Below are 19,624 nucleotides of genomic sequence, written 5' to 3' on the forward strand. Positions count from 1 at the left end.
AATTAGGGGGAAAAGAAGTGGATCACGAATGTGAAAAAGTTGAAGAAAAATTATACCGCATTGGTATGTTCTCTAAAATGAATCAGGTTACAATCAAAGCACTACGCTATTACGATGAAGTGGGGCTGCTTCGCCCCCGTTTTATCGATCCTGATAACGGCTACCGCTACTATAGTTCGAGTCAATTAGAACCGCTGCATCGTTTGCTCGCATTACGAAGAATTGGCTATAGTATAGAAGAAATTAAACGTGTACAAGATGGCGAAAGTGAGCAGCGGATATTACAAAGAAAAAAGCAGCAGCTGATGAAGGAAATTTCTGATCGAATGTCGATGCTTTCTCAGATTGAAGGGTATTTGCAGCAAGAGGATGATAATTATCATATGGTGATTAAACGATTACCAGAAGTCATCGTTGCATCAATGAGGAAAATTATTCCCAGCTTTGAAGCTCTTTCATCAATGATTCCTGAGATGGGCTCACAGATGGAGAAGGCTGGTTGTGTCTGTGCATTGCCTGAATACTGCTTCAATATTTATCATGATGCTGGATATAAAGAAGAGAACATTGATATTGAAGTCTGTGAATCCGTAGTTGAAATGAAAGAAGAAACGGATGAATTAAAATTTAAGAGGATGGATGAAGTGCCTCAAGCAGTCTGTACAATGCACAAAGGTCCTTATGAAAATATTCCTAGAGCATTCGCAGCAGCGATTAAATTTGTTGAGGATAATGATTATGAGATTATTGGTTCTATTCGAGAAAGTTATATCGATGGTATGTGGAATAAAGATAGTGAAGATGATTGGCTGACGGAAATTCAAATACCTGTAAAAAAATCTGAGAAATCGTTGCAATAATTTCTCTCAGATTATAGACTAAAAAGTTCTAAACTCATATTCTGAGTTTGGAACTTTTTTGATTGATTTCGTTGATTATGACAGTTTAAGGTTTAGCAAGAATGGTTCGTGAAGGTTAATTAATTCATTAATTAAAGCAAAAATAAGTTCATTTAACCATCTTTTATAGTGATTTTTTCACATTTTTTGATGAATAATGAATATTAGCAATTGTCCAGATAAATTGGTTGTGTTACGCTAAATTTAGTTTCATGAAAACGTTCTACAAAAAAACAGAAAGAAGGAATTGTAATGACAAAGGATCGGTTTGTAAGGGTTTATTCTCAAGGAAAATTGGATGCGATCATGGTTTTTGTTGATCGAAAGACGGGTGTGAATTATATGTTCAATAAAGTAGGCTACGCTGGGGGATTGACACCGTTGTTAGATAAAGATGGCAAACCAGTGATCACACCGATTGAAGAGTTAGATAAATAGCAGACAGCACTAGCGAACAAGCCTGCATCTAAAAGATATGCTACTATTTTCTTATAAAGATGATGGCGGCATGAAAATCAGATTTATTTAAATAAGGAGTGAGTTAGTTGCATGCTTGGGATGCTATTCAAAAGTCAGTGGATTATGTGGAAGAAAATATCAAGGAAGAGCTATCGATCGAAGAATTAGCAAAGGTATCTTATCTATCGGTATACTATTTTCAAAAATTATTTAACCGTTTGGTTGGAAAAACAGTTAATGAGTATATCAAAGCGAGAAGAGTAGCAAATGCTAAATCGTTGTTGAAGACCGATAAACGGATCGCTGACATAGCTTGTGAATTCGGTTTTAATAGTCATGAGACATTTACAAAAGCTTTCAAAGAAATATATGGTGTTACGCCGGAGACTTATCGTAAAAATGATCTATTATTGACGGATTTTTTAAAGCCGGATCTATCGATTTATTATACGGTGGTGGATGAAGGGGTGCCGTTAGTGGTGGACGATCTAGTTCTTGAAGTAAACAGGCGAGAACTGGCAAAAACCGAATACTATACTGGATTTTCCAGACAAGTCGAGTCGCGTGAAATGAACAAAGTAGGAGTCAATGTATTGATTGAGTTATGGGATGAATTTCATGAGAAACAAGAAGCGATTCCTAATTTAATTGAGAATGGGGTACAGATTGACTGCTTTACGAGTGATACCACTCCTGGAAAAGTCCAATATTTTGTAGGTGGATTATCGGATGCTCGAACCTTGACGAATTATAATCACTATCAAATGAACCCTGGAATCTACTATGTTTGCACGTTTGAAGCGGAAAACTTCAAGTATCTGGTAGAAGATGCATTGTACAAGGCAAACGACTATTTCTTTGGGACTTGGCTCAAAAGGCATGGAATAGAAATGGAGAATATGGCTCCTTTTCTAGTGCAAAAATATGTAAATGTAACAGATGAGCCAAAGATCGAAATATGGATTAAACCAACCAAAGACTTAGAAGTAAGTTGATACAAAAAAGCTTCGGATCATTCATACTGATCCGAAGCTTTTTAATTCTTCTTTTCTTTACTGATTGAAATCGACATTTCTTTGTGAAGGACATAGCCCCAAAAAATACCAGTTAATTGTGTCATCAAAAAGAGAACGATCAATGGGATTGCCGCTACAAAAGGCGAAGTGGAATGATATAGGCTGACTAAAGGACTCTTAAAAATAATTAATGAGCAGCTCAATATGATATTGACGAGATTACCAAAAACCAATAAGGATAACTGCTTAGTAATTTTTGCATAAAAGCCAATCAGTATGGTAAGGAGCAGGAATAGAAAAATCCCTATGATTGAATCAAACAAGTAATCAACTGCTAAAGATAGATGAACATAGGGAATTAAATAGAAAACAAAGGGTACACGCATGATTGTTTTCTTACTCATTGTAGGGATCACCTCGACAATCATTTATTGTATGGTTATTTTATGATTGTTAAATGGTCAATTCAACACAAAACAGTAAAATACTATGGATAATGAAAGTTCTTTTATACTGTTATCAATAAATCATAAGTTATTTAGAGCTAAATTTTTTTATTTTAAAATGGTTTTTACGATTCTAAAAAAGAAAGAGACATTAAATTAGTAAACTTCTAAAAAGGGAGTGTAAGTATTGAAATAAATCATGTAAGAATGACGATTCTTTTCAAATCACTAGCATGGAGCCGATATTTTTCCTTTACTATCTGAGCTTTTGTGATAATATGATTAGAAATGGAGGGGTTATATGAATAAATTGCAAGATCGATTTAACAAAAATGTCTATGAAATCGCCGTCTCATTGATTCGTCAATTTGATGAAAAAGTCTCTGGAATTCCTAATATGTTGAAGTTGACGTTAGGAGAGCCGGATTTTAATACCCCTGAACACGTGAAAGAAGCAGGGCAACAGGCGATTAAAGATAATTTTAGTCATTATACTGGCATGTCGGGTCTAATTGATGTTCGAGAAGCAGCGAGTCGATTTTTATCTGAAAAATATACGGTCAATTATCAACCTACAACTGAAGTTTTGGTGACAGTAGGGGCAACGGAAGCGTTGTCGGCAAGTTTATTATCAATTTTGGAGGCTGGTGATAAGGTATTGCTTCCGGCTCCGACTTATCCAGGCTATGAGCCATTAATCTTATTAGCAGGTGCTGAACCTGTTTATATTGATACGCGGGAAACAGGTTTTGTTTTAACGCCGGAACAAATCGATCAGGCAATGGAAGAACACGGTGATAAGGTGAAAGCAATCATCATTACATCGCCATCAAATCCTACAGGCGTTGCTTATAATGAAGCAGAAGTATCTGCTTTAAGTGAAACATTAAAAAAGTACCCAATTTTTGTGATCAGTGATGAAATTTATAGTGAATTAAATTATGAAACGAAGCATGTTTCATTTGGAAAATATTTACGCGAACAAACAATCGTCATCAATGGGTTATCAAAATCTCATGCGATGACAGGCTGGCGAATCGGATTTATTTTTGCTCCAGCAGAATTGGTAGAACAAATAATTAAAGTTCATCAGTATTTAGTTACAGCGGCTTCAACGATCTCGCAAAAGGCCGCGGTTCGGGCATTAGTTCAGGGGATTTCTGATGCAGAGGTCATGCGGGAAGAATACCGAGAACGTCGGGATTATGTCTATCAAGCAATGACGAAACTGGGATTTGAGGTAGCACGTCCGTCAGGAGCCTTCTACATTTTTGCGAAGATTCCAGCTGAATATGAGCAAGATTCAATGGCTTTTTGTATTGATTTAGCTGAAAAAAATCAATTAGCAATTATCCCAGGAATTGCCTTCGGACCTGAAGGTGAAGGTTATGTTCGGATTAGTTATGCTGCTTCAATGGAGAGTTTGGTTGAAGCCATGAACCGTTTGTCAACCTACCTAGGAAAATAAAAAGAAACGATCAAATCTTTTTAGGTTTGATCGTTTCTTTTTGCCGAATACTACTTACTTGTTTAGATAGTTGAATAGACCGCTGATCGTTTTGTCCTTCAAAGCAATCTCGTTGCTATCAACAGTCGCTTTTACAACATGATAAAAATCAGGCAGATCAGGCACCTCTTTTAGTTGTGCCGCAACAAAATCGTCGGTACCAGGATAAGTTATTTCTTTTTCTGAGTTGTTTATTGCATAAGTAATCACTAACATGTTGGTTCGCTTCTCTCGATTATACTTTTCATTACAAAAGTATTGTACACCAAAACTAATTAAAAGTAAGCATTTTTGTCTTTACTCAATATTTACAGTTCTTTACGAATCGTTTACATAGCTTCAATCAGATATTTACGTTCCATTGGTAAAGTAACGGTGTACTAAAAATAAGAGACACGGCAAAAGCATACTGTCGCTTCCCTTATAAAAACTGTTTACTATCTAAATTGAGGAGTGTACATGATGAAGAAAATTATTTTAGCATTAGCATTTTCAGGAATTCTCTTAGCAGGGTGCGGTACCGGAAACGCAACAAAGGATTCAGGATCAGCGAAAGAGGACACCGCAAAAATTACAGCAGTAGGTTCAACAGCTCTACAACCGCTAGTTGATGCGGCGCAAGAAAGCTACACACAGGATCATCCAAATGTCCAAATCTCTGTGCAAGGTGGCGGTAGCGGCACGGGCTTAAGTCAAGTTGAGAGCGGCTCGGTTGAAATTGGAAATTCCGATGTTTTTGCTGAAGAAAAAGATGGCGTAGATGCCAGCAAGTTAGTTGATCATAAAGTAGCAGTCGTTGGTTTTGTTCCAGTGGTTAATAAAGATGTTGGTGTAAAAGATATTACTAAACAACAACTAATCGATATTTTTACCGGAAAAATCAAAAACTGGAAAGAACTGGGAGGCAAGGATGAAGCTATTCAGGTGGTTAACCGTGCTTCTGGCAGTGGAACCCGTGCGACTTTTGAGAAATGGGGCTTAGATGGAAAAGAGCCAATTCAGTCACAAGAGCAAGATTCATCAGGAACAGTGAAAAAAATTGTAGCGGAGACTCCAGGATCAATTAGCTACCTTGCGTTATCGTATGTTGATGATAGTTTACAAGCGCTACAATTAGACGGCGTTACAGCAAACGATAAAAACATTACGACCAACAAATGGCCGATCTGGTCTTATGAACACATGTATACAAATGGCAAACCGGAAAAAGCGTTAGCCGATTTCTTAGAATACATGGTTAGCGATGATGTGCAAAATGGACCGGTGAAGGAATTAGGTTATCTGCCAATTACTTCAATGAAGGTTGAACGCGCTGCTGATGGAACAGTGAAATAATAACTAAAAAGAAAAAAGTCGAACCCCGCTAGTGTTTTCATCATGAAAACACTAGCGGGGTTACTTTATTTGTCAATTATTTGTTTGGCAATCTAATTGTAAAGGTGGAGCCTAAGCGAGGGTGACTTTCGACCTTGACTTCACCGCCGAGGATCTCGCTGTATTCTTTAACAATTGCAAGACCTAATCCGGTTCCGCCAGAATGACGAGCGCGGGCTTTGTCTACACGGTAAAAACGTTCAAAAATTCGTTTTTGATCTTCCTTTGAAATACCGATGCCATGATCTGTTACGGTTATTTCTAATTGATCGGTTAGATGATAGGCTATTTCAATTTGACTTTTTTCGGGAGAATATTGAATTGCATTTTCAAAAAGATTCTTTATGATCGGTTGAAAGAAAGTCAAACGTGTCTGGTAAAAACAATTTTCTATGCCCTCGATTGAAACAGTGATCTGTTTTTCCCTTAGTAGATGCTGATACAACTCAATTTGTTGGTGCAAAAAATAATTTAGCTCAATCGTTTGCCGATCTTCTGCTAGATCATCGCTATCCTTTGATAATTCGATGATATCCTGAATCAGTCGCTGCAATCGTTTGGCATCATTTTGCATGATTGTCAAAAATTCTGCGGTCAGCTCGGGATCATCTTTCGCTCCGTCCAAGAGTGTTTCGGCAAATCCCAACAATGAAGTTACCGGTGTTTTCAATTCGTGGGAGACGTTACCGACAAAATCCTTTTGAATTTTTTCTAAACGACGAACATGTGTCAAGTCGTAGACGGTTCCCATAATTTGATCGCCCTCGACTTCATTTTCAATATAGCGTAAACGAATATCCAAATTCATCGCGCTTGGTAGTTTAGTCGAGATTTCCTGATGGACTTGATTTTTATCGATTAATACCTGTTGGATCAATTGGATGAACTTATGATCCTCAATCACCTGCCAATAATATTGTTGACTAATCCCGCCGAATTGCAGTAGCTCTTCCATAGCCGGATTAATCATGATAAAGCGCCCATCAGTATCAATGATGAAGACACCAATCGTCAGTTCATGGAAAAGTGTGGAGAATTGTTCTTCTGTCGATGTGTAGGCAGCATAGGTTGCATTTAGCTGTTCACTAATCTGATTCACAGTAACGTAGAGCTCCTGCCATTGCGGCGAATCCTGCATCACGTAATTGCTTTTCTCTGGTTCTTTCAACATCCGCTGTAAAACTGGGAGAACGGTTTCGATTGGTCGATTCCGTTGATAGGTCAAGTAGCAAATAATTAAATAGATAAATGTATAAAATAGCAGTAAGATAACAAAAATCGTTCGCTGGAAGTTACGTGTTTTCGGCTGAAAGGCGGAGGTTCTTTTTGCTACTCTTAAAATACCAACTGTTTTATCGCCAGACCTAATGGGTTGAGCAGTATAGAGCAATTCAGTTTTTAAGGTAGCACTGTATCGAACGGAAGAACCAACAATATTACTGTTTAAAACAATTTTTACTTCTGGTCGATTTTCCCGGCTACCAGAAAGCTGCGGTTCGGAGCTGTCAAAAATAATTTTCCCCTTAGCATCTAACAGAGTGATCCGATCATTGGCCTCTTTAGAAAAACTCTCTATCGCCTTTTTATTCTCGTTAGAATCAAGTTGAGCAAGATCCAATCGATGGATCATTAGTTCACCATTACTACTCAAAAACTCCTCTTGCTGCTCTAACAATTCTTTTGTATAAAAATGGTTGGCTAATTTCCAGCTGCCGAGAAAGAGCAAACAAATAAGCAATAAAGGGACAAGATAATCTAAGTGTTTGCGTTTCATTGTGCTGGCACCTGAAACTTATAGCCAAAGCCGCGAACGGTTTGTAGATATTGTGGATGTTTAGGATCTATCTCGATTTTTTCCCGCAGGTGTGATACATGAACGTCGACAATTCTACTTTGACCAGAAAAATCATATTGCCAGATGCGATCAAGTAAGGTATCGCGATCAATCACACGTTCTTTACGTTTCATGAAATAGACTAGAAGTTCAAACTCTTTTGGTGTCAGTTCAATTTTTTTGTCTCGTACTGTGACCTGATAATTTGATAAATCCGCTTTAATATCGCCAGCAGTTAAAAACTCATGTTCAACAGGTTCTTGGCGCGGCTCTACACGACGAAAGATTGCCTTCATGCGGGCTAGGACTTCTCTTGGAGAAAAGGGCTTGGTCAGATAGTCATCAGCGCCGATCTCTAAGCCTAGGATGCGATCAATGGCATCATCCTTAGCGGTCAACATTAAAATCGGGGTATCGACTTTTTCCTGACGCAGTTTTTTTGCAATCTCCAGACCGTCCATTGACGGCAGCATTACATCCAAAATAATGAAATCAAATTTTTCATTTAAGGCTAATTCGTAGCCTTCTTTTCCATCTTCAGCAGTGGTGACAGTGTAGCCCTCTTTTTCTAAATTAAAGCTCAATAACTTTACGATTGAAATCTCATCGTCTACAACTAATACACGTTTCATATGTGTCTCCTTTTTTATAAGAACATTTGTGAAAGACTATTTCCATACCTGAATAAATGGTATAATGGGAAGGCAGTTTTGTCACCTATTTTCTATTAATTTGTTGGGAGAAATAACAATGCTAGGGATCAGTGCTTGTTTGGGCGGCGTAGCTTGTCGTTATGATGGTGGATCAAATGAAGTTACAGAGCTGAAAAAGCTAGTTGAGAAGAATCAGGCAATCATGATTTGTCCAGAGGTTTTAGGCGGTTTACCGACACCTAGACATCCTGCTGAGATACAGGGCGGTGATGGTTTCGCTGTGTGGGAAGGCCTAGCAAAAGTTCTAGATAAAGAGGGCAATGATTTGACAGAGGAATTTAAACAAGGAGCAATCAAGGCCTTTGAAGAAATACAAAAGCTAAAGATTACGGGCCTAGTTTTAAAGGAGAGAAGCCCATCTTGTGGCAGCAGCTTGATCTATGATGGCAGCTTTTCTGGAACTCGGATCAAAGGAATGGGTGTGGCAACCGCGTATTTTATCCGACAAGGCTTACCTGTTTATTCTGAAGAAAACTGGCAAGAAATGAGGATAACGTAATGGAGATCGAAAAAACGAATCGCATGAATGCGTTGTTTGAATTTTACGCGACGCTATTAACTGAGAAGCAAATGAATTATATGGAGTTGTATTACGCCGATGATTTTTCTCTAGGAGAGATTGCCGAGGAATATCAGGTGAGTCGTCAGGCGGTTTATGATAATATCAAAAGAACAGAAAAAATCTTAGAGGATTACGAGCGCAAGCTCCATTTGTTTTCTGATTACATCGTAAGAGAAGAACAACTGGATAAGTTGGCGTTATATGTGACGGAGCATTATCCCAAGGATGAGTTTTTAGCCGAAACAATTACCGGCTTACAAGATTTAGATGAATAGAAAGGAAAATAAGCAATGGCATTTGAAAATTTGACGCAGCGTCTGCAGGCTGCGATGGGGAAACTACGTAAAAAAGGAAAGGTTACAGAAGCTGACGTTACTGAAATGATGCGAGAAATTCGTCTTGCTTTATTAGAGGCCGATGTTAACTTACAGGTTGTAAAGCAATTCACCAAAGAAGTGCGCACACGTGCTTTGGGCGTAGAAGTTTTAGAGAGCTTAACTCCCGCACAACAAATCGTGAAGATTGTTGATGAAGAATTAACCAAAACATTGGGATCAGAAGCGGTTGGAATTGAGAAATCACCAAAAATTCCGACAGTAATCATGATGGCAGGTTTGCAAGGGGCAGGTAAAACAACCTTTGCTGGAAAGCTTGCCAACCAATTGATTAAAAATGAAAAAGCGCGTCCTCTAATGATCGCAGGAGACATTTACCGTCCAGCGGCTATCGACCAATTAAAAGTATTAGGCCAACAATTAGACGTACCAGTCTTTGATATGGGTACTGATGTCAGTCCTGTTGAAATCGTCCGTCAAGGGATGGAAAAGGCCCGCGAAAATAAAAATGATTATGTTCTAATTGATACGGCTGGTCGTCTACATATTGATGAAGCATTAATGGATGAGTTGAAACAAATCAAAGAAATCGCTCAACCAAATGAAATTCTATTAGTCGTTGATGCAATGACTGGGCAAGATGCGGTTAACGTGGCGCAAAGCTTCAATGAACAATTAGGAATCACTGGGGTCGTTATCACCAAATTAGATGGAGACACTCGTGGTGGTGCGGCACTGTCGATCCGTGCTGTGACGGGAGCACCGATCAAGTTCATCGGTTCAGGTGAAAAACTAACGGACTTAGAAGTCTTCCATCCGGATCGGATGTCTAGCCGAATCCTAGGTATGGGTGACATGCTGACTTTGATCGAAAAAGCCCAGCAGGATTACGATGAAAAGAAAGCTGAAGAACTTGCTCGCAAGATGAAGGAAAACAGCTTTGATTTCAATGATTTTATTGAGCAGCTAGACCAAGTGATGGGCATGGGACCAATCGAAGATTTACTGAAGATGATTCCAGGGATGAGTCAAATGCCAGGGATAGAAAATGTCAAAGTTGATCCAAAGGATGTTGAACGTAAAAAAGCGATGGTTTACTCTATGACCCCTGCTGAACGTGAAAACCCAGACTTATTAAATCCTAGCCGTCGTCGGCGGATCGCTGCTGGTTCAGGAAACTCAGTTGTCGAAGTCAATCGCATGATTAAGCAATTCAAAGAATCTCGGAAAATGATGCAGCAAATGAGTAAAGGCAGCATGCCTGCTGGGATGGATCAAATGTTTGGCAATGGTATCAAAGGCAAAATGGGTAAGATGGCGATGAACCGGATGGTCAAGAAAAACAAGAAGAGAAAAAAGAAGCGTAAATAATAGAAGAAATTTGTTAGAAATACGATGTAAAACAGCGTCTATCTCGTTTTTGAGATAGACGCTATTTTGTGGATTTTATTCCATAATAGAGAAAATCAATTTTTCTGAGTTAAAAATAAGCTAGCTCTAAAAAGAAACGCCAATGATACAGGAAAAAGACGCCGGCAAGACTCAAAATGAGATAAATCTGTGGTTCTCTTTGCGAAAAAGACTGGATCTCTTTCGGAGTTTTATTGATTAATTTGCGATAAAGCAGCCAAATTAGGAAACCGACAAATGCACCTAACGTATTCATTAATAAATCATCAATATCAGTTGCTCGACGATTGAACAATTGGAGCAATTCGATCATCAATGAAAATTGGAAACCCAGCAAAACTGACACCACAGGTTTGCGACTCTGTTTCCAAACTAACGGCAATAAAAAGCCTAACGGTGTAAACATAATGATATTCAAAAGATTCAACAGACCAACGCCTGATTGAAAGGGAACCAGATTAATTTCCTCGGGGCGAATCAATTCTGGATAACTTAAAAGGTCTTCCAACGTACCGACACCGGTCACGTCAATCACCAGATAGAGATAAAATAAGAAAATAAAACGCCAAAGCATTGAGAAAACAGCAATTCTTTCTTGTTTTTTCCTTAGCGAAAAATATTGATAGATGAAACAAGGAAGAAAAACACAGCCAATACGATAAATTGGAAATAAAATGTCTAAAGCACTCAAAAGATTCACCTCGTTTGATGGGTTAATTTGTTAAAAAACCTAGATAAGTTCTTCGTTATATCAGCGAAGAATACGATTATGCCACAGATACAGGCGACAATTAGAGTGACCGAAAAAGTTGTTAAGACTGGTTTGACGATGGAAATATCTGTCTGTTCGTAAATTCTTTTGCTCAGAAAAAACATCCATGAATTGAAAAAGGTCATATTAAGAATGAACGAAGTAAAGACAGTCATGATCATCCATATTGGCCAGCGTGCTTTCTTGTATAGTAAATAGTTCGTATCATTTTCTAGTGAAAGAGTTTGATATTTTTTATAGCACCAGAATAATAGAAGAATACTACTAATAATAAAAATCAAGTTGATCCACCAATGCCCTCCCATTTTTCCAACTGAGAAAACAAACAAAGTTTCAGAAAATGATTTATGGTTGATAGTATTCGCTGTATAGATGATGTTTCCTAAAGAATAAACAGCCTTTGGAAGTAGAATCATCAGACACCAATAAACAATCCAAGTTAGTGGTCCAAAAATTATATTTCCTACCATTGCTCCAATAAAAGCGCTAGAACAAAACATTATTAGCAACAAACAGAAATTACTTAGAACGGAAATAAATAATTGTCCCAAGGTTGCATTCATATAAGGTGCTGGGATAAGGGTGTGAATTAAACAAGCATAGAGTGATTGACCAACTAATATCGAGAGTAGAAAAGGAATAGCCACATAGATAATTTTGCTCTTAAAAAAGTCTTTCCGCGAAAGCGGCAAAGAAAAGAGAAATTGATTGAAGCCTGTTTTTTGGTCAATAAAAAAGAGTAAAAAACCCAATAAAGGAACAATTAGTAATAAAGAAAGGCCGATATAGAACTGTCCTACACTTGAACTGTATGGAATCTTATTAGAATAGTTTTCAGCTTTTGACATCGTTTTGATGCTAAAGTCTGAGTATCCAGAATAGACATTATAAAAAAGTAGTGTAGCATCGTAATACTCTTTATAGGATTTGTATGGAACAAAATCCATTTCGCCTTCATCATAATACGTATACTCGTTTCGATTCGACTCAAAATCAATTCGAGAGGGAGGATTGTTATATAAATTTTTCCACTGATTATTTTGTACAAGAGCGGTACAAACACTCAAGCCAATTACTAGCAAACAAGCGGCAATTAAAGCCTTTTTATAGCGTTCAACAAAAATGGAACGAATCATTTCCTCATCCCCTTTCGATGTGAAGTTAGATTTGCTTCGAAGAGATCTTCTAAAGACAAGGGCAATTCTTCGTAAACCAGAGGGTCATAATATTTTATTGCTTGTTCAAGTTCTGCTGAAAAATTTTCGAAGATAACAGTAACGACACGACCTTGAAAGTCCAGCAGTTTAGAGTTTGTCTTTACTACTGCCGGAACTTTTTTTGTTTTAAAGACAAGCTGGAGCTTCTTGGCCTGTTCTCGCATTTTTTCCAGTCGATAGTCTTTAATGATCGTTTGATTTTTTAGCAGTAGTACGCGATCAATTAGACTTTCAAGTTCTAGTAAATTATGTGAGGAAATTAAAGCTGTACGTGAATGTTCACTTAAATGTTCCATCAACAATCCAATCATTTCCTTTTTTATAATGATATCCAATCCGTCAAAAGGTTCATCTAGCAACAGGTATCGTGCATTGGAGCAGACAGCTAAGATCATTTGGAATAAGCCCTGTTGTCCTTTTGATAGCTGACGGTAGTGTTTATTTAATGAAAATTCATGCTGTTTGATCAAATCCTTAAATAATGGCTGGTCGAATCTGGGATAGGCGAACTGATAGAATTTCGCAATTTTATTCAGGGAGTAGGTCTGTAAAAAGTTTTCTTTTTCGTCAATAAAAAAAATTTCCTGTTTTACTTCGGGATGTTGGTAAACCGATTTTTGATTAATGAGTATCTCTCCATTATCAGGGAGGTAGTGACTAGCAATTACACGAAATAGAGTCGTTTTTCCAGAGCCGTTTCGCCCAACTAAACCAACGATTTCATTATCAAATAATTGAAAGTCGATACTTTTAAGAATGGACTGACCCTCAATCGTTTTAGTTAAATTTTTAATCCTCATAGGGGTTAACCTCCCAAGTTTTTTTCTGATTCTTCAATCCAAGTCAATAATTCTTCTTGGGTAATCTGCAAATGTCGCGCTTCGATGACTAACTCATTCAGAGTGTCTTTCAATTCTTGGACACGGATTTCATCTCTAGGTGTCTCTTCAATCCCTCGTACAAAGGTGCCTTTGCCTTTGACTGTGACTAAAACTTTTTCCGTTTCCAATACCTTATAGGCTTTGCTGATGGTGTTCGGGTTCATTAATAGCTGCTTCGCCATTTCTCTGACAGATGGGATTTTATCTCCGGGCTGTAAAATACCATGTAAGATGTTTTCTTTGATTCCTAATACTAATTGCTCGTAATAAGCACGGCTGCTGTTTTTATCAATATGAACCATACACTCACCTCCATGTATCTACGTGTACTAGTATACATAGTACACTTTAGTTAGGCAATGACTTTTTTTCATTTTCTGGTATACTAAAGGGGAGCGTATGTTCGTTTTTTAAATTTGAAAATAGGAGTGATGCGGATGTATCGGTGTCAATGGTCAGGAAATAATGAAAATATGCAGGTGTATCATGATATGGTATGGGGAACGCCAGAATACGATGATCAACGTCTTTTTCGAAAGTTAGTTTTGGATATGAACCAAGCTGGATTAAGCTGGCAAACGATTTTAAATAAAATGGATAATTTTGACAACGCCTATGAACATTTTGAGATTAAAAAGGTTGCAGAATTTGATGAAGCAAAGATCGAATCGCTAATGCAGGATGCAGGAATTATTCGCAATCGTCGAAAAATCGAAGCGGCGATCAACAATGCGCAAAAGATACTAGCGATGCAAGCTGAGGGAGTCAGCTTTTCTGATTATTTATGGGGCTTTACCGACCATCAAGTGGTAGATAATAAGATAAAAAATGCTTCAGAAGTACCGGCGAGAACAGAGTTGTCTGACCGAATTGCCAAAGATTTAAAGAAACGCGGCTTTAAATTTGTCGGCAGTACAACGATTTATGCATTTTTACAGGCAGTTGGAATTGTAAACGATCATGAGACGGCATGTTTCCGATATGAAGAGCTGAACACTGGGATGAAGCAAAACGACTAAGATAGGCAATAAAGTTGAATTGGTCTTGCCACTTGATAAAATGAATAGAAGAAAGAGGTGGGATTAGATGGCACACGCAGTATTTTACGGAGCAATGAGTTTAGATGGGTATTTAGCGGACAAGGATGATAATTTAGACTGGTTATATCAGCAAGAAGGCGGGGAGCTTGTTCCGTACGAAGCTTTTTATCAGCTGATTGATTATACGATGATGGGGCGAAGAACCTATGAAGTCGTGAAGCGAGATGCGGCGTTAGAAACGATTTATCCAGAGAAGGAAAACTTTGTCTTTAGTCACACGGATTTAGACGTTGATGACAATCTTCAAGTGGTTAATGAAGATCCTATAACGTTTATTCAAAATCTACCATCAGAGAAAACGATTTGGGTTGTTGGCGGCGGTGCCTTGTTGCAGCCAGTGATTGAAGCAGGCTTAATTGAGGAATGGTGGATTCAAATCGTACCAATACTGCTAGGCGAGGGCGTTCCGCTCTTCTTGCCACAAACCAACCAACAAAAACTAAAGTTGATCGAAACAGAACAGTTCGGTCAGTTTGCACAGCTACATTTAAAGCAAGTTTGATCGAAATTTCTTTATAAAATAAAAACGAACGCTCCTATTCCTTTCCAATTGAACCGACCCCCAAAAGTTAGACCAAAAATCTAACTTTTTGGAGGTCGGTATTTTTATGACTGAATATGGCTTTGAAATCAAGCTGAAAGTTGTTCAAGATTATTTGGATGGAAAAGGTGGCTATCGCTATCTAGCGAAAAAGTATGGAGTTAAGAACGCGGATCAAGTAAGAAGCTGGATTAATTCCTATCAACAATTTGGTGAGGAAGGACTCTTTCGAAAACATTATGATAATACTTACTCTGTTCAATTCAAGATGGATGCGATAGAGTTATATCAAACGAGTGAGTTGTCCTATCGTGAAGTTGCCAATAGACTCGGTATGAGGAATCATGCTCTGATTGCCAGTTGGATGCGGAGTTTTCGAGATGATGGTATCAAGGGACTCTCAAAACCGAAAGGACGTCCACCTACCGTGCCTAAGAAAAAAGAAAAGCCAAAGAAAGATTTTGTTAAAGTAACATCGGAAGAACGCGACCGTATTAAAGAATTAGAAAAACAAGTCCGTTCACTTCAGATAGAAAATGCCTTTTTAAAAGAACTGAGGAAGCTGCGAAATCAGGAAGCCCAACAAAGACGAACGAATCAATCGCACGAATCATCCACAGCCTCCGAGGACCCTTCAAATTAGTTGAGCTTCTTGAGACCTTGGACTTTCCTAAAGCAACGTTTATGTACTGGCAAAAACGATTTGACAGAGAAAACCCTGATCAAGAAATTGAAGCCGAAATGCTTCGTATTCGTAAAGAACATAAAAATTATGGCTGTTTACGAATGACGAACGAACTAAAGAATCGTGGATTCCATGTTAATAAAAAGAAAGTCCAACGTTTGATTCGAAAACTAGGAATCGAAGTGCGTTCATACACGCGGAAATCACGGCGCTACAGTTCTTACCGAGGAAAAGTCGGGAAAGTGGCGAAACACCGGATTCGTCGTCACTTTTATACGACTATTTGTCACCAAAAAATTACGACAGATACAACAGAGTTCAAATATCTTGAAGTGGATACCAAAGGCGTGATCCGTCAGAGAAAGTTATATCTGGACCCGTTTATGGATATGTATAATAGCGAGATTCTTTCGTACCGCATCTCGGAAAAGCCAAATGCCTTGGCAATCATGGAAGGCTTAGAAGAAGCCATAGCGATCACGAATGATTGCCCGTATCGTCGCACTTTCCACTCGGATCAAGGCTGGGCCTATCAGATGAAAGCCTACCGTCGAAAACTAAAGAAACAGAAAATTTTTCAAAGTATGTCTCGTAAAGGAAATTGTTTAGATAATTCCATCATGGAGAATTTCTTCAGTCTTCTAAAACAAGAAATTTTTCATGGAGAAACCTATCACAGTTTTGATGAACTAAAAACGGCGATTGATGATTTTATCTATTACTACAACAATCACCGGATGAAACAGAAATTGAACTGGAAAAGCCCTGTTCAGTTTCGAGAAACAGCACAGAAAGCGGCATAATCGCTTAGCTTAAGAAACAAAAAACGGAGTAGATTTCTCTACTCCGAAAAAAGTCTAACATTTGGGGGTCACTTCAAATTGGAAAGAGTAGGAGCGTTTTGCCTTAATACTCATGTTCATCGATTTCGCTTGCAGCTGCTTCAAATTTTGCTTGACAAGGCAATACTTTCTTCTCTTTTTCAGGAAAGGTTTGTTCAAAAGCCTCTAATCCTTGGGGATCAGGATATAGCCCTTCTGAAAAGACAATATGGCCGCTAATAGCATCAAGCGCCCCATCCTTTAGCGGTAAGGCCATAATACCAGTATAAAATTTTCCATCCGGCATGGAGATGTTGTACTTCTTTGTGCCAATAAAACCATATGTATGGTAGTGATAAGGAAAGCCACCCAGTACGATTGCCTCATAGCCTAAGCGTTTTGCTTCATTGATGGAGTGTTCGATCAGCATTCGACCATAGCCTTGTCGATGATACTCTGGTGCGATACTAACGGGACCAAAGGAAATGACTGGATACTCGTTGTTATCAGCATCAACGATTTTAGCTTTACTATAAAAAATACTGCCAATAATGTTTTCATCTAGTTCAATGACAAAGGTCAGCTCTGGAATAAAATCCGGATGCTTGCGAAGTGTGTGTGCAAGGTAATGTTCCTCAGCTCCAGGTAAATATAAATTCCAAAAAGCTTCGCGAGTAATTTCTTCAACCCTGCGATAATCTCGTTCTTCTTCAAGTCTAATAGTAATAGTCAAATGATATCCTCCAATCTAATTCTAAATTGAGTATAGCATAATAAATGCATCAAAAAAGACTGTGGATATTGTTCATTTAATGAACAGTAACCGCAGTCTTCTGGTGAAATTATTTAACTAATTTATTGAAGAATTCGATATATTTATCTGTGATAGTTTTAAAGAATTCAACTGTGCCATCAGCGATATGTCCATCATTGTCCACTAAGTTCATAATGCCGCCGATGTAAGCTTCTGGTTGTTGCAAAGTAGGAACGTCTAAGAAAACTAATGATTGACGTAATGCGTGGTTTGCACCAAAGCCGCCAGGGCCACCAGGGGATACAGTCACGACTAAACCAGGTTTACCACCCCAAACGCTGCTGCCCATTGGACGAGAACCAACATCTAACGCATTTTTCAACGCTGCTGGAACAGAACGATTGTATTCTGGAGTGACGAAGAATAAACCATCGACACTATTTACGTCGTTTCGGAAACGTGTCCAAGCTTCTGGAACAGAGCCTTCCACTTCAAGATCTTCATTGTAAAATGGAAGATCGCCAATTTCAATAAATTTTGCCTCAAAGCCGTCAGGCAGTAATTCTGCAAATTGTTTTGCAACGATCTTATTGTAAGAATCCTTGCGCAGACTGCCGACTAAAATACCGATTGTTTTTGTCATAATAATTCCTCCTAATTCGATCATTACGATCGCTGTTGTTATCTACATTTATTATCTTACAAAAAATAAGTAAAATGCGCAAAGAATATGCTTTGAAAGAAAAATAGACCTGTAAAGAAAAAACTCTTTACAGCTAACTAAAAGCGTGTTAGACTACATCTTGTGATTAATTATATGGAGGTGTAGTTATACAATGGCAGTTAAAATTCGCTTGAAACGTATGGGTTCTAAAAAGAAACCTTTCTATCGTATCGTTGTTGCTGATTCTCGTTCTCCTCGTGATGGACGTTTTATCGAAACTGTGGGTACTTACAATCCTTTGAAAAACCCTGCAGAAGTCGTATTAAAAGAAGAAGATGTTTTAAACTGGTTACAAAAAGGTGCACAACCTTCTGATACCGTTCGTAACATTCTTTCTAAAGAAGGCATCATGCAAAAACACCACGAAGCTAAATTCGCTAAGAAGTAAGGTGATCAATTATGCAAGATTTAACTAACCTTGTGTTGACCATTGTTCACCCTTTGGTGACAAAGCCTGAAGAAGTGAAATTAGAGATTGAAGAATCTAAAGATTTCTTTGAGTATAACCTAGTCGTTGCACCTGAGGATATTGGCAGAATTATCGGAAAACAAGGTCGAGTAGCAAAAGCGATTCGTACGATCGTTTACAGTGTTCGAACGAATGGACCGAAAAAAATTCGTCTCAACATCGTGGATGGTAAATAAAGCAAGAACACTCGAGTCAGTTTGATTCGGGTGTTTTTTCTTTAGAAGTACGATAAACTAGGGATGGAGGTGTCCCATCATGAAAAAATATCTCATTTTATTAGGTACATTGTTTGTTTTATCGGCATGTAATTCTGGAAATAATGATTCAAAAGATAGCTCGACGAAATCAACGGCTGCTACGACTGAGAATACCAGCACAGTGAGTTCGAAAAAAAGTGATTCAAGTAAAAATTCGTCAACCATTTCCAGTACAAAGACAGCAACGAATTCTTCTGGTACAGATTCCACTCACGGCAATCATGGGATGGCGGCAATCGATGAATTAAAGGCAAATTATCCAAATGATAATTTTCCCGACTCGGAAACTGTCAGCAGCGGGAAGGAGATTGGAATCAGCGCTTCTGAAGAGCAAGGTATTTTGAAGATCAATTTTTATATTGTAAATGAAGCAACCCCCTTTAATGATCCATCGTTGAAGAATCAGACACCCGTGGCTTATTTCCAGCGCCAGTCCTTTGACTCAAAGGAAACTGCCAAAAATGAAGTTGGTCAGAATTATGATGCAAATGGTCAACAGGTTGATCTAGGTCATACTATCACAGGTTACCGAAGTGCTGGTGCCGGGTCTAGTTTTGTTATGTGGAAAGAAGGCAATTGGAGCTTGGCTGTACAGGCAAACAATCTTGAACAAGAAGATCCTGTTCCATTAGCCAAACAAACAGTTGAATATTTAGAGGAAGCTTTCTTGCCAGTTCCGTATGATGCTGGTCAAATCTCATTACGTGTGGCTAAAAGTGATTATCAATCCAATCGTGTGGTTTGGCAAAACAATCAAACAGTATATACAATCATGAATAACGATTCAATGAGTGCCTTGAAAATGGCTGTCTCAATGGCAAAATAGATGAAAAGAAAGAGGAAACTAC

Annotated in this window: 24 protein-coding genes; 14 read left to right on the forward strand and 10 right to left on the reverse strand. The window is 38.3% G+C overall.

Features of this window, described 5'->3' with window-relative positions:
• The first annotated feature begins 17 nt into the window (after window positions 1-17).
• The 3 genes from IGI52_RS01395 (at window position 18) to IGI52_RS01405 (ending at window position 2,353) form a co-directional block, all read left to right on the forward strand.
• Window positions 18-860: a MerR family transcriptional regulator gene (locus tag IGI52_RS01395; protein WP_102872659.1), complete on the forward strand. Its 843-nt coding sequence runs from the start codon at window positions 18-20 to the stop codon at window positions 858-860.
• A 291-nt stretch (window positions 861-1,151) separates the two neighbouring features.
• Entirely contained in the window at window positions 1,152-1,337 is a 186-nt protein-coding gene (locus IGI52_RS01400; RefSeq protein WP_438780195.1) for a DUF6440 family protein, read from the forward strand.
• A 107-nt stretch (window positions 1,338-1,444) separates the two neighbouring features.
• Entirely contained in the window at window positions 1,445-2,353 is a 909-nt protein-coding gene (locus IGI52_RS01405) for a helix-turn-helix domain-containing protein (protein ID WP_438780196.1), read from the forward strand.
• Window positions 2,354-2,394: 41 nt separating this feature from the next.
• Here the strand turns inward: IGI52_RS01405 and IGI52_RS01410 are convergent, their stop codons facing one another.
• Window positions 2,395-2,778 (reverse strand): hypothetical protein, encoded by a 384-nt coding sequence (locus IGI52_RS01410; protein WP_127978820.1) that lies wholly within the window; start codon window positions 2,776-2,778, stop codon window positions 2,395-2,397.
• 343 nt (window positions 2,779-3,121) lie between these two features.
• On the opposite strand from IGI52_RS01410, the gene IGI52_RS01415 reads away from it, so the two are divergent.
• Window positions 3,122-4,288: a pyridoxal phosphate-dependent aminotransferase gene (locus IGI52_RS01415; RefSeq protein WP_438780197.1), complete on the forward strand. Its 1,167-nt coding sequence runs from the start codon at window positions 3,122-3,124 to the stop codon at window positions 4,286-4,288.
• Between the two features lie 54 nt (window positions 4,289-4,342).
• Here the strand turns inward: IGI52_RS01415 and IGI52_RS01420 are convergent, their stop codons facing one another.
• Complete coding sequence (locus tag IGI52_RS01420; protein ID WP_270267839.1) at window positions 4,343-4,543, reverse strand: hypothetical protein; 201 nt, start codon at window positions 4,541-4,543, stop codon at window positions 4,343-4,345.
• A gap of 246 nt (window positions 4,544-4,789) precedes the next feature.
• Here IGI52_RS01420 and IGI52_RS01425 point away from each other — a divergent pair, with 246 nt between their 5' ends.
• Window positions 4,790-5,662, forward strand: a complete 873-nt coding sequence (locus IGI52_RS01425; RefSeq protein WP_034876272.1) for a phosphate ABC transporter substrate-binding protein PstS family protein — start codon at window positions 4,790-4,792, stop codon at window positions 5,660-5,662.
• A 76-nt stretch (window positions 5,663-5,738) separates the two neighbouring features.
• On the opposite strand, the gene IGI52_RS01430 is transcribed toward IGI52_RS01425, so the two are convergent.
• Both IGI52_RS01430 and IGI52_RS01435 read right to left on the reverse strand, forming a co-directional pair.
• Window positions 5,739-7,475: an ATP-binding protein gene (locus IGI52_RS01430; RefSeq protein ID WP_438780198.1), complete on the reverse strand. Its 1,737-nt coding sequence runs from the start codon at window positions 7,473-7,475 to the stop codon at window positions 5,739-5,741.
• Complete coding sequence (locus tag IGI52_RS01435; RefSeq protein WP_016180729.1) at window positions 7,472-8,167, reverse strand: response regulator transcription factor; 696 nt, start codon at window positions 8,165-8,167, stop codon at window positions 7,472-7,474. The genes IGI52_RS01430 and IGI52_RS01435 overlap by 4 nt, the downstream gene beginning before the upstream one ends.
• Before the next feature lie 118 nt (window positions 8,168-8,285).
• Between IGI52_RS01435 and IGI52_RS01440 the strand changes: the two genes are divergently transcribed.
• Genes IGI52_RS01440 through ffh form a run of 3 tightly spaced genes read left to right on the forward strand, consistent with a single transcriptional unit; the run spans window position 8,286 to window position 10,516 of the window.
• Entirely contained in the window at window positions 8,286-8,747 is a 462-nt protein-coding gene (locus IGI52_RS01440) for a DUF523 domain-containing protein (RefSeq protein ID WP_438780199.1), read from the forward strand.
• A complete protein-coding gene (locus tag IGI52_RS01445; RefSeq protein ID WP_016180731.1) occupies window positions 8,747-9,085 on the forward strand; it encodes a putative DNA-binding protein in 339 nt (112 codons plus the stop codon). Before IGI52_RS01440 ends, IGI52_RS01445 begins: the two co-directional genes overlap by 1 nt.
• A gap of 15 nt (window positions 9,086-9,100) precedes the next feature.
• Window positions 9,101-10,516, forward strand: coding sequence for a signal recognition particle protein (gene ffh / locus IGI52_RS01450; RefSeq protein WP_144324996.1), 1,416 nt, complete (start codon window positions 9,101-9,103; stop codon window positions 10,514-10,516).
• A 109-nt stretch (window positions 10,517-10,625) separates the two neighbouring features.
• On the opposite strand, the gene IGI52_RS01455 is transcribed toward ffh, so the two are convergent.
• From IGI52_RS01455 to IGI52_RS01470, 4 genes are read right to left on the reverse strand one after another with little or no spacing between them, the layout of a single operon-like run.
• A complete protein-coding gene (locus tag IGI52_RS01455; protein ID WP_438780200.1) occupies window positions 10,626-11,246 on the reverse strand; it encodes a VanZ family protein in 621 nt (206 codons plus the stop codon).
• Between the two features lie 5 nt (window positions 11,247-11,251).
• Window positions 11,252-12,463: an ABC transporter permease gene (locus IGI52_RS01460; protein WP_438780201.1), complete on the reverse strand. Its 1,212-nt coding sequence runs from the start codon at window positions 12,461-12,463 to the stop codon at window positions 11,252-11,254.
• Window positions 12,460-13,344, reverse strand: coding sequence for an ATP-binding cassette domain-containing protein (locus tag IGI52_RS01465; RefSeq protein WP_438780202.1), 885 nt, complete (start codon window positions 13,342-13,344; stop codon window positions 12,460-12,462). Before IGI52_RS01465 ends, IGI52_RS01460 begins: the two co-directional genes overlap by 4 nt.
• 5 nt (window positions 13,345-13,349) lie before the next feature.
• On the reverse strand, window positions 13,350-13,727 hold the full coding sequence (locus IGI52_RS01470) for a GntR family transcriptional regulator (protein WP_438780203.1): 378 nt from the start codon (window positions 13,725-13,727) through the stop codon (window positions 13,350-13,352).
• Window positions 13,728-13,862: 135 nt separating this feature from the next.
• On the opposite strand from IGI52_RS01470, the gene IGI52_RS01475 reads away from it, so the two are divergent.
• The 3 genes from IGI52_RS01475 (at window position 13,863) to IGI52_RS01485 (ending at window position 16,554) form a co-directional block, all read left to right on the forward strand.
• Window positions 13,863-14,444 (forward strand): DNA-3-methyladenine glycosylase I, encoded by a 582-nt coding sequence (locus tag IGI52_RS01475; RefSeq protein ID WP_438780204.1) that lies wholly within the window; start codon window positions 13,863-13,865, stop codon window positions 14,442-14,444.
• Between the two features lie 67 nt (window positions 14,445-14,511).
• Window positions 14,512-15,027 carry a dihydrofolate reductase family protein gene (locus IGI52_RS01480; RefSeq protein WP_438780205.1) on the forward strand — a complete coding sequence of 172 codons (516 nt, stop codon included), beginning with the start codon at window positions 14,512-14,514 and terminating at the stop codon, window positions 15,025-15,027.
• A gap of 106 nt (window positions 15,028-15,133) precedes the next feature.
• Window positions 15,134-16,554, forward strand: a protein-coding gene (locus IGI52_RS01485) for an IS3 family transposase (RefSeq protein WP_225844229.1) whose coding sequence is annotated in 2 segments (ribosomal slippage) — window positions 15,134-15,611 and window positions 15,611-16,554 — 1,422 coding nt in all. Because the reading frame shifts where the segments join, the coding sequence is not laid out codon by codon here.
• A 103-nt stretch (window positions 16,555-16,657) separates the two neighbouring features.
• Here the strand turns inward: IGI52_RS01485 and IGI52_RS01490 are convergent.
• A complete protein-coding gene (locus tag IGI52_RS01490) occupies window positions 16,658-17,305 on the reverse strand; it encodes a GNAT family N-acetyltransferase (protein ID WP_438780206.1) in 648 nt (215 codons plus the stop codon).
• A gap of 109 nt (window positions 17,306-17,414) precedes the next feature.
• Window positions 17,415-17,969 carry an NADPH-dependent FMN reductase gene (locus tag IGI52_RS01495; RefSeq protein WP_016180740.1) on the reverse strand — a complete coding sequence of 185 codons (555 nt, stop codon included), beginning with the start codon at window positions 17,967-17,969 and terminating at the stop codon, window positions 17,415-17,417.
• A gap of 193 nt (window positions 17,970-18,162) precedes the next feature.
• On the opposite strand from IGI52_RS01495, the gene rpsP reads away from it, so the two are divergent.
• From rpsP to IGI52_RS01510, 3 genes are all read left to right on the forward strand, one after another.
• Window positions 18,163-18,438, forward strand: a complete 276-nt coding sequence (rpsP, locus tag IGI52_RS01500; protein ID WP_016180741.1) for a 30S ribosomal protein S16 — start codon at window positions 18,163-18,165, stop codon at window positions 18,436-18,438.
• Between the two features lie 11 nt (window positions 18,439-18,449).
• Window positions 18,450-18,695, forward strand: coding sequence for a KH domain-containing protein (locus IGI52_RS01505; protein WP_438780207.1), 246 nt, complete (start codon window positions 18,450-18,452; stop codon window positions 18,693-18,695).
• A gap of 79 nt (window positions 18,696-18,774) precedes the next feature.
• On the forward strand, window positions 18,775-19,602 hold the full coding sequence (locus IGI52_RS01510) for a membrane lipoprotein lipid attachment site-containing protein (protein ID WP_438780208.1): 828 nt from the start codon (window positions 18,775-18,777) through the stop codon (window positions 19,600-19,602).
• The last annotated feature ends 22 nt before the right edge of the window (window positions 19,603-19,624 follow it).

Source organism: Enterococcus sp. DIV0187, from assembly GCF_051713785.1.
Lineage (GTDB): Bacteria > Bacillota > Bacilli > Lactobacillales > Enterococcaceae > Enterococcus_A > Enterococcus_A avium.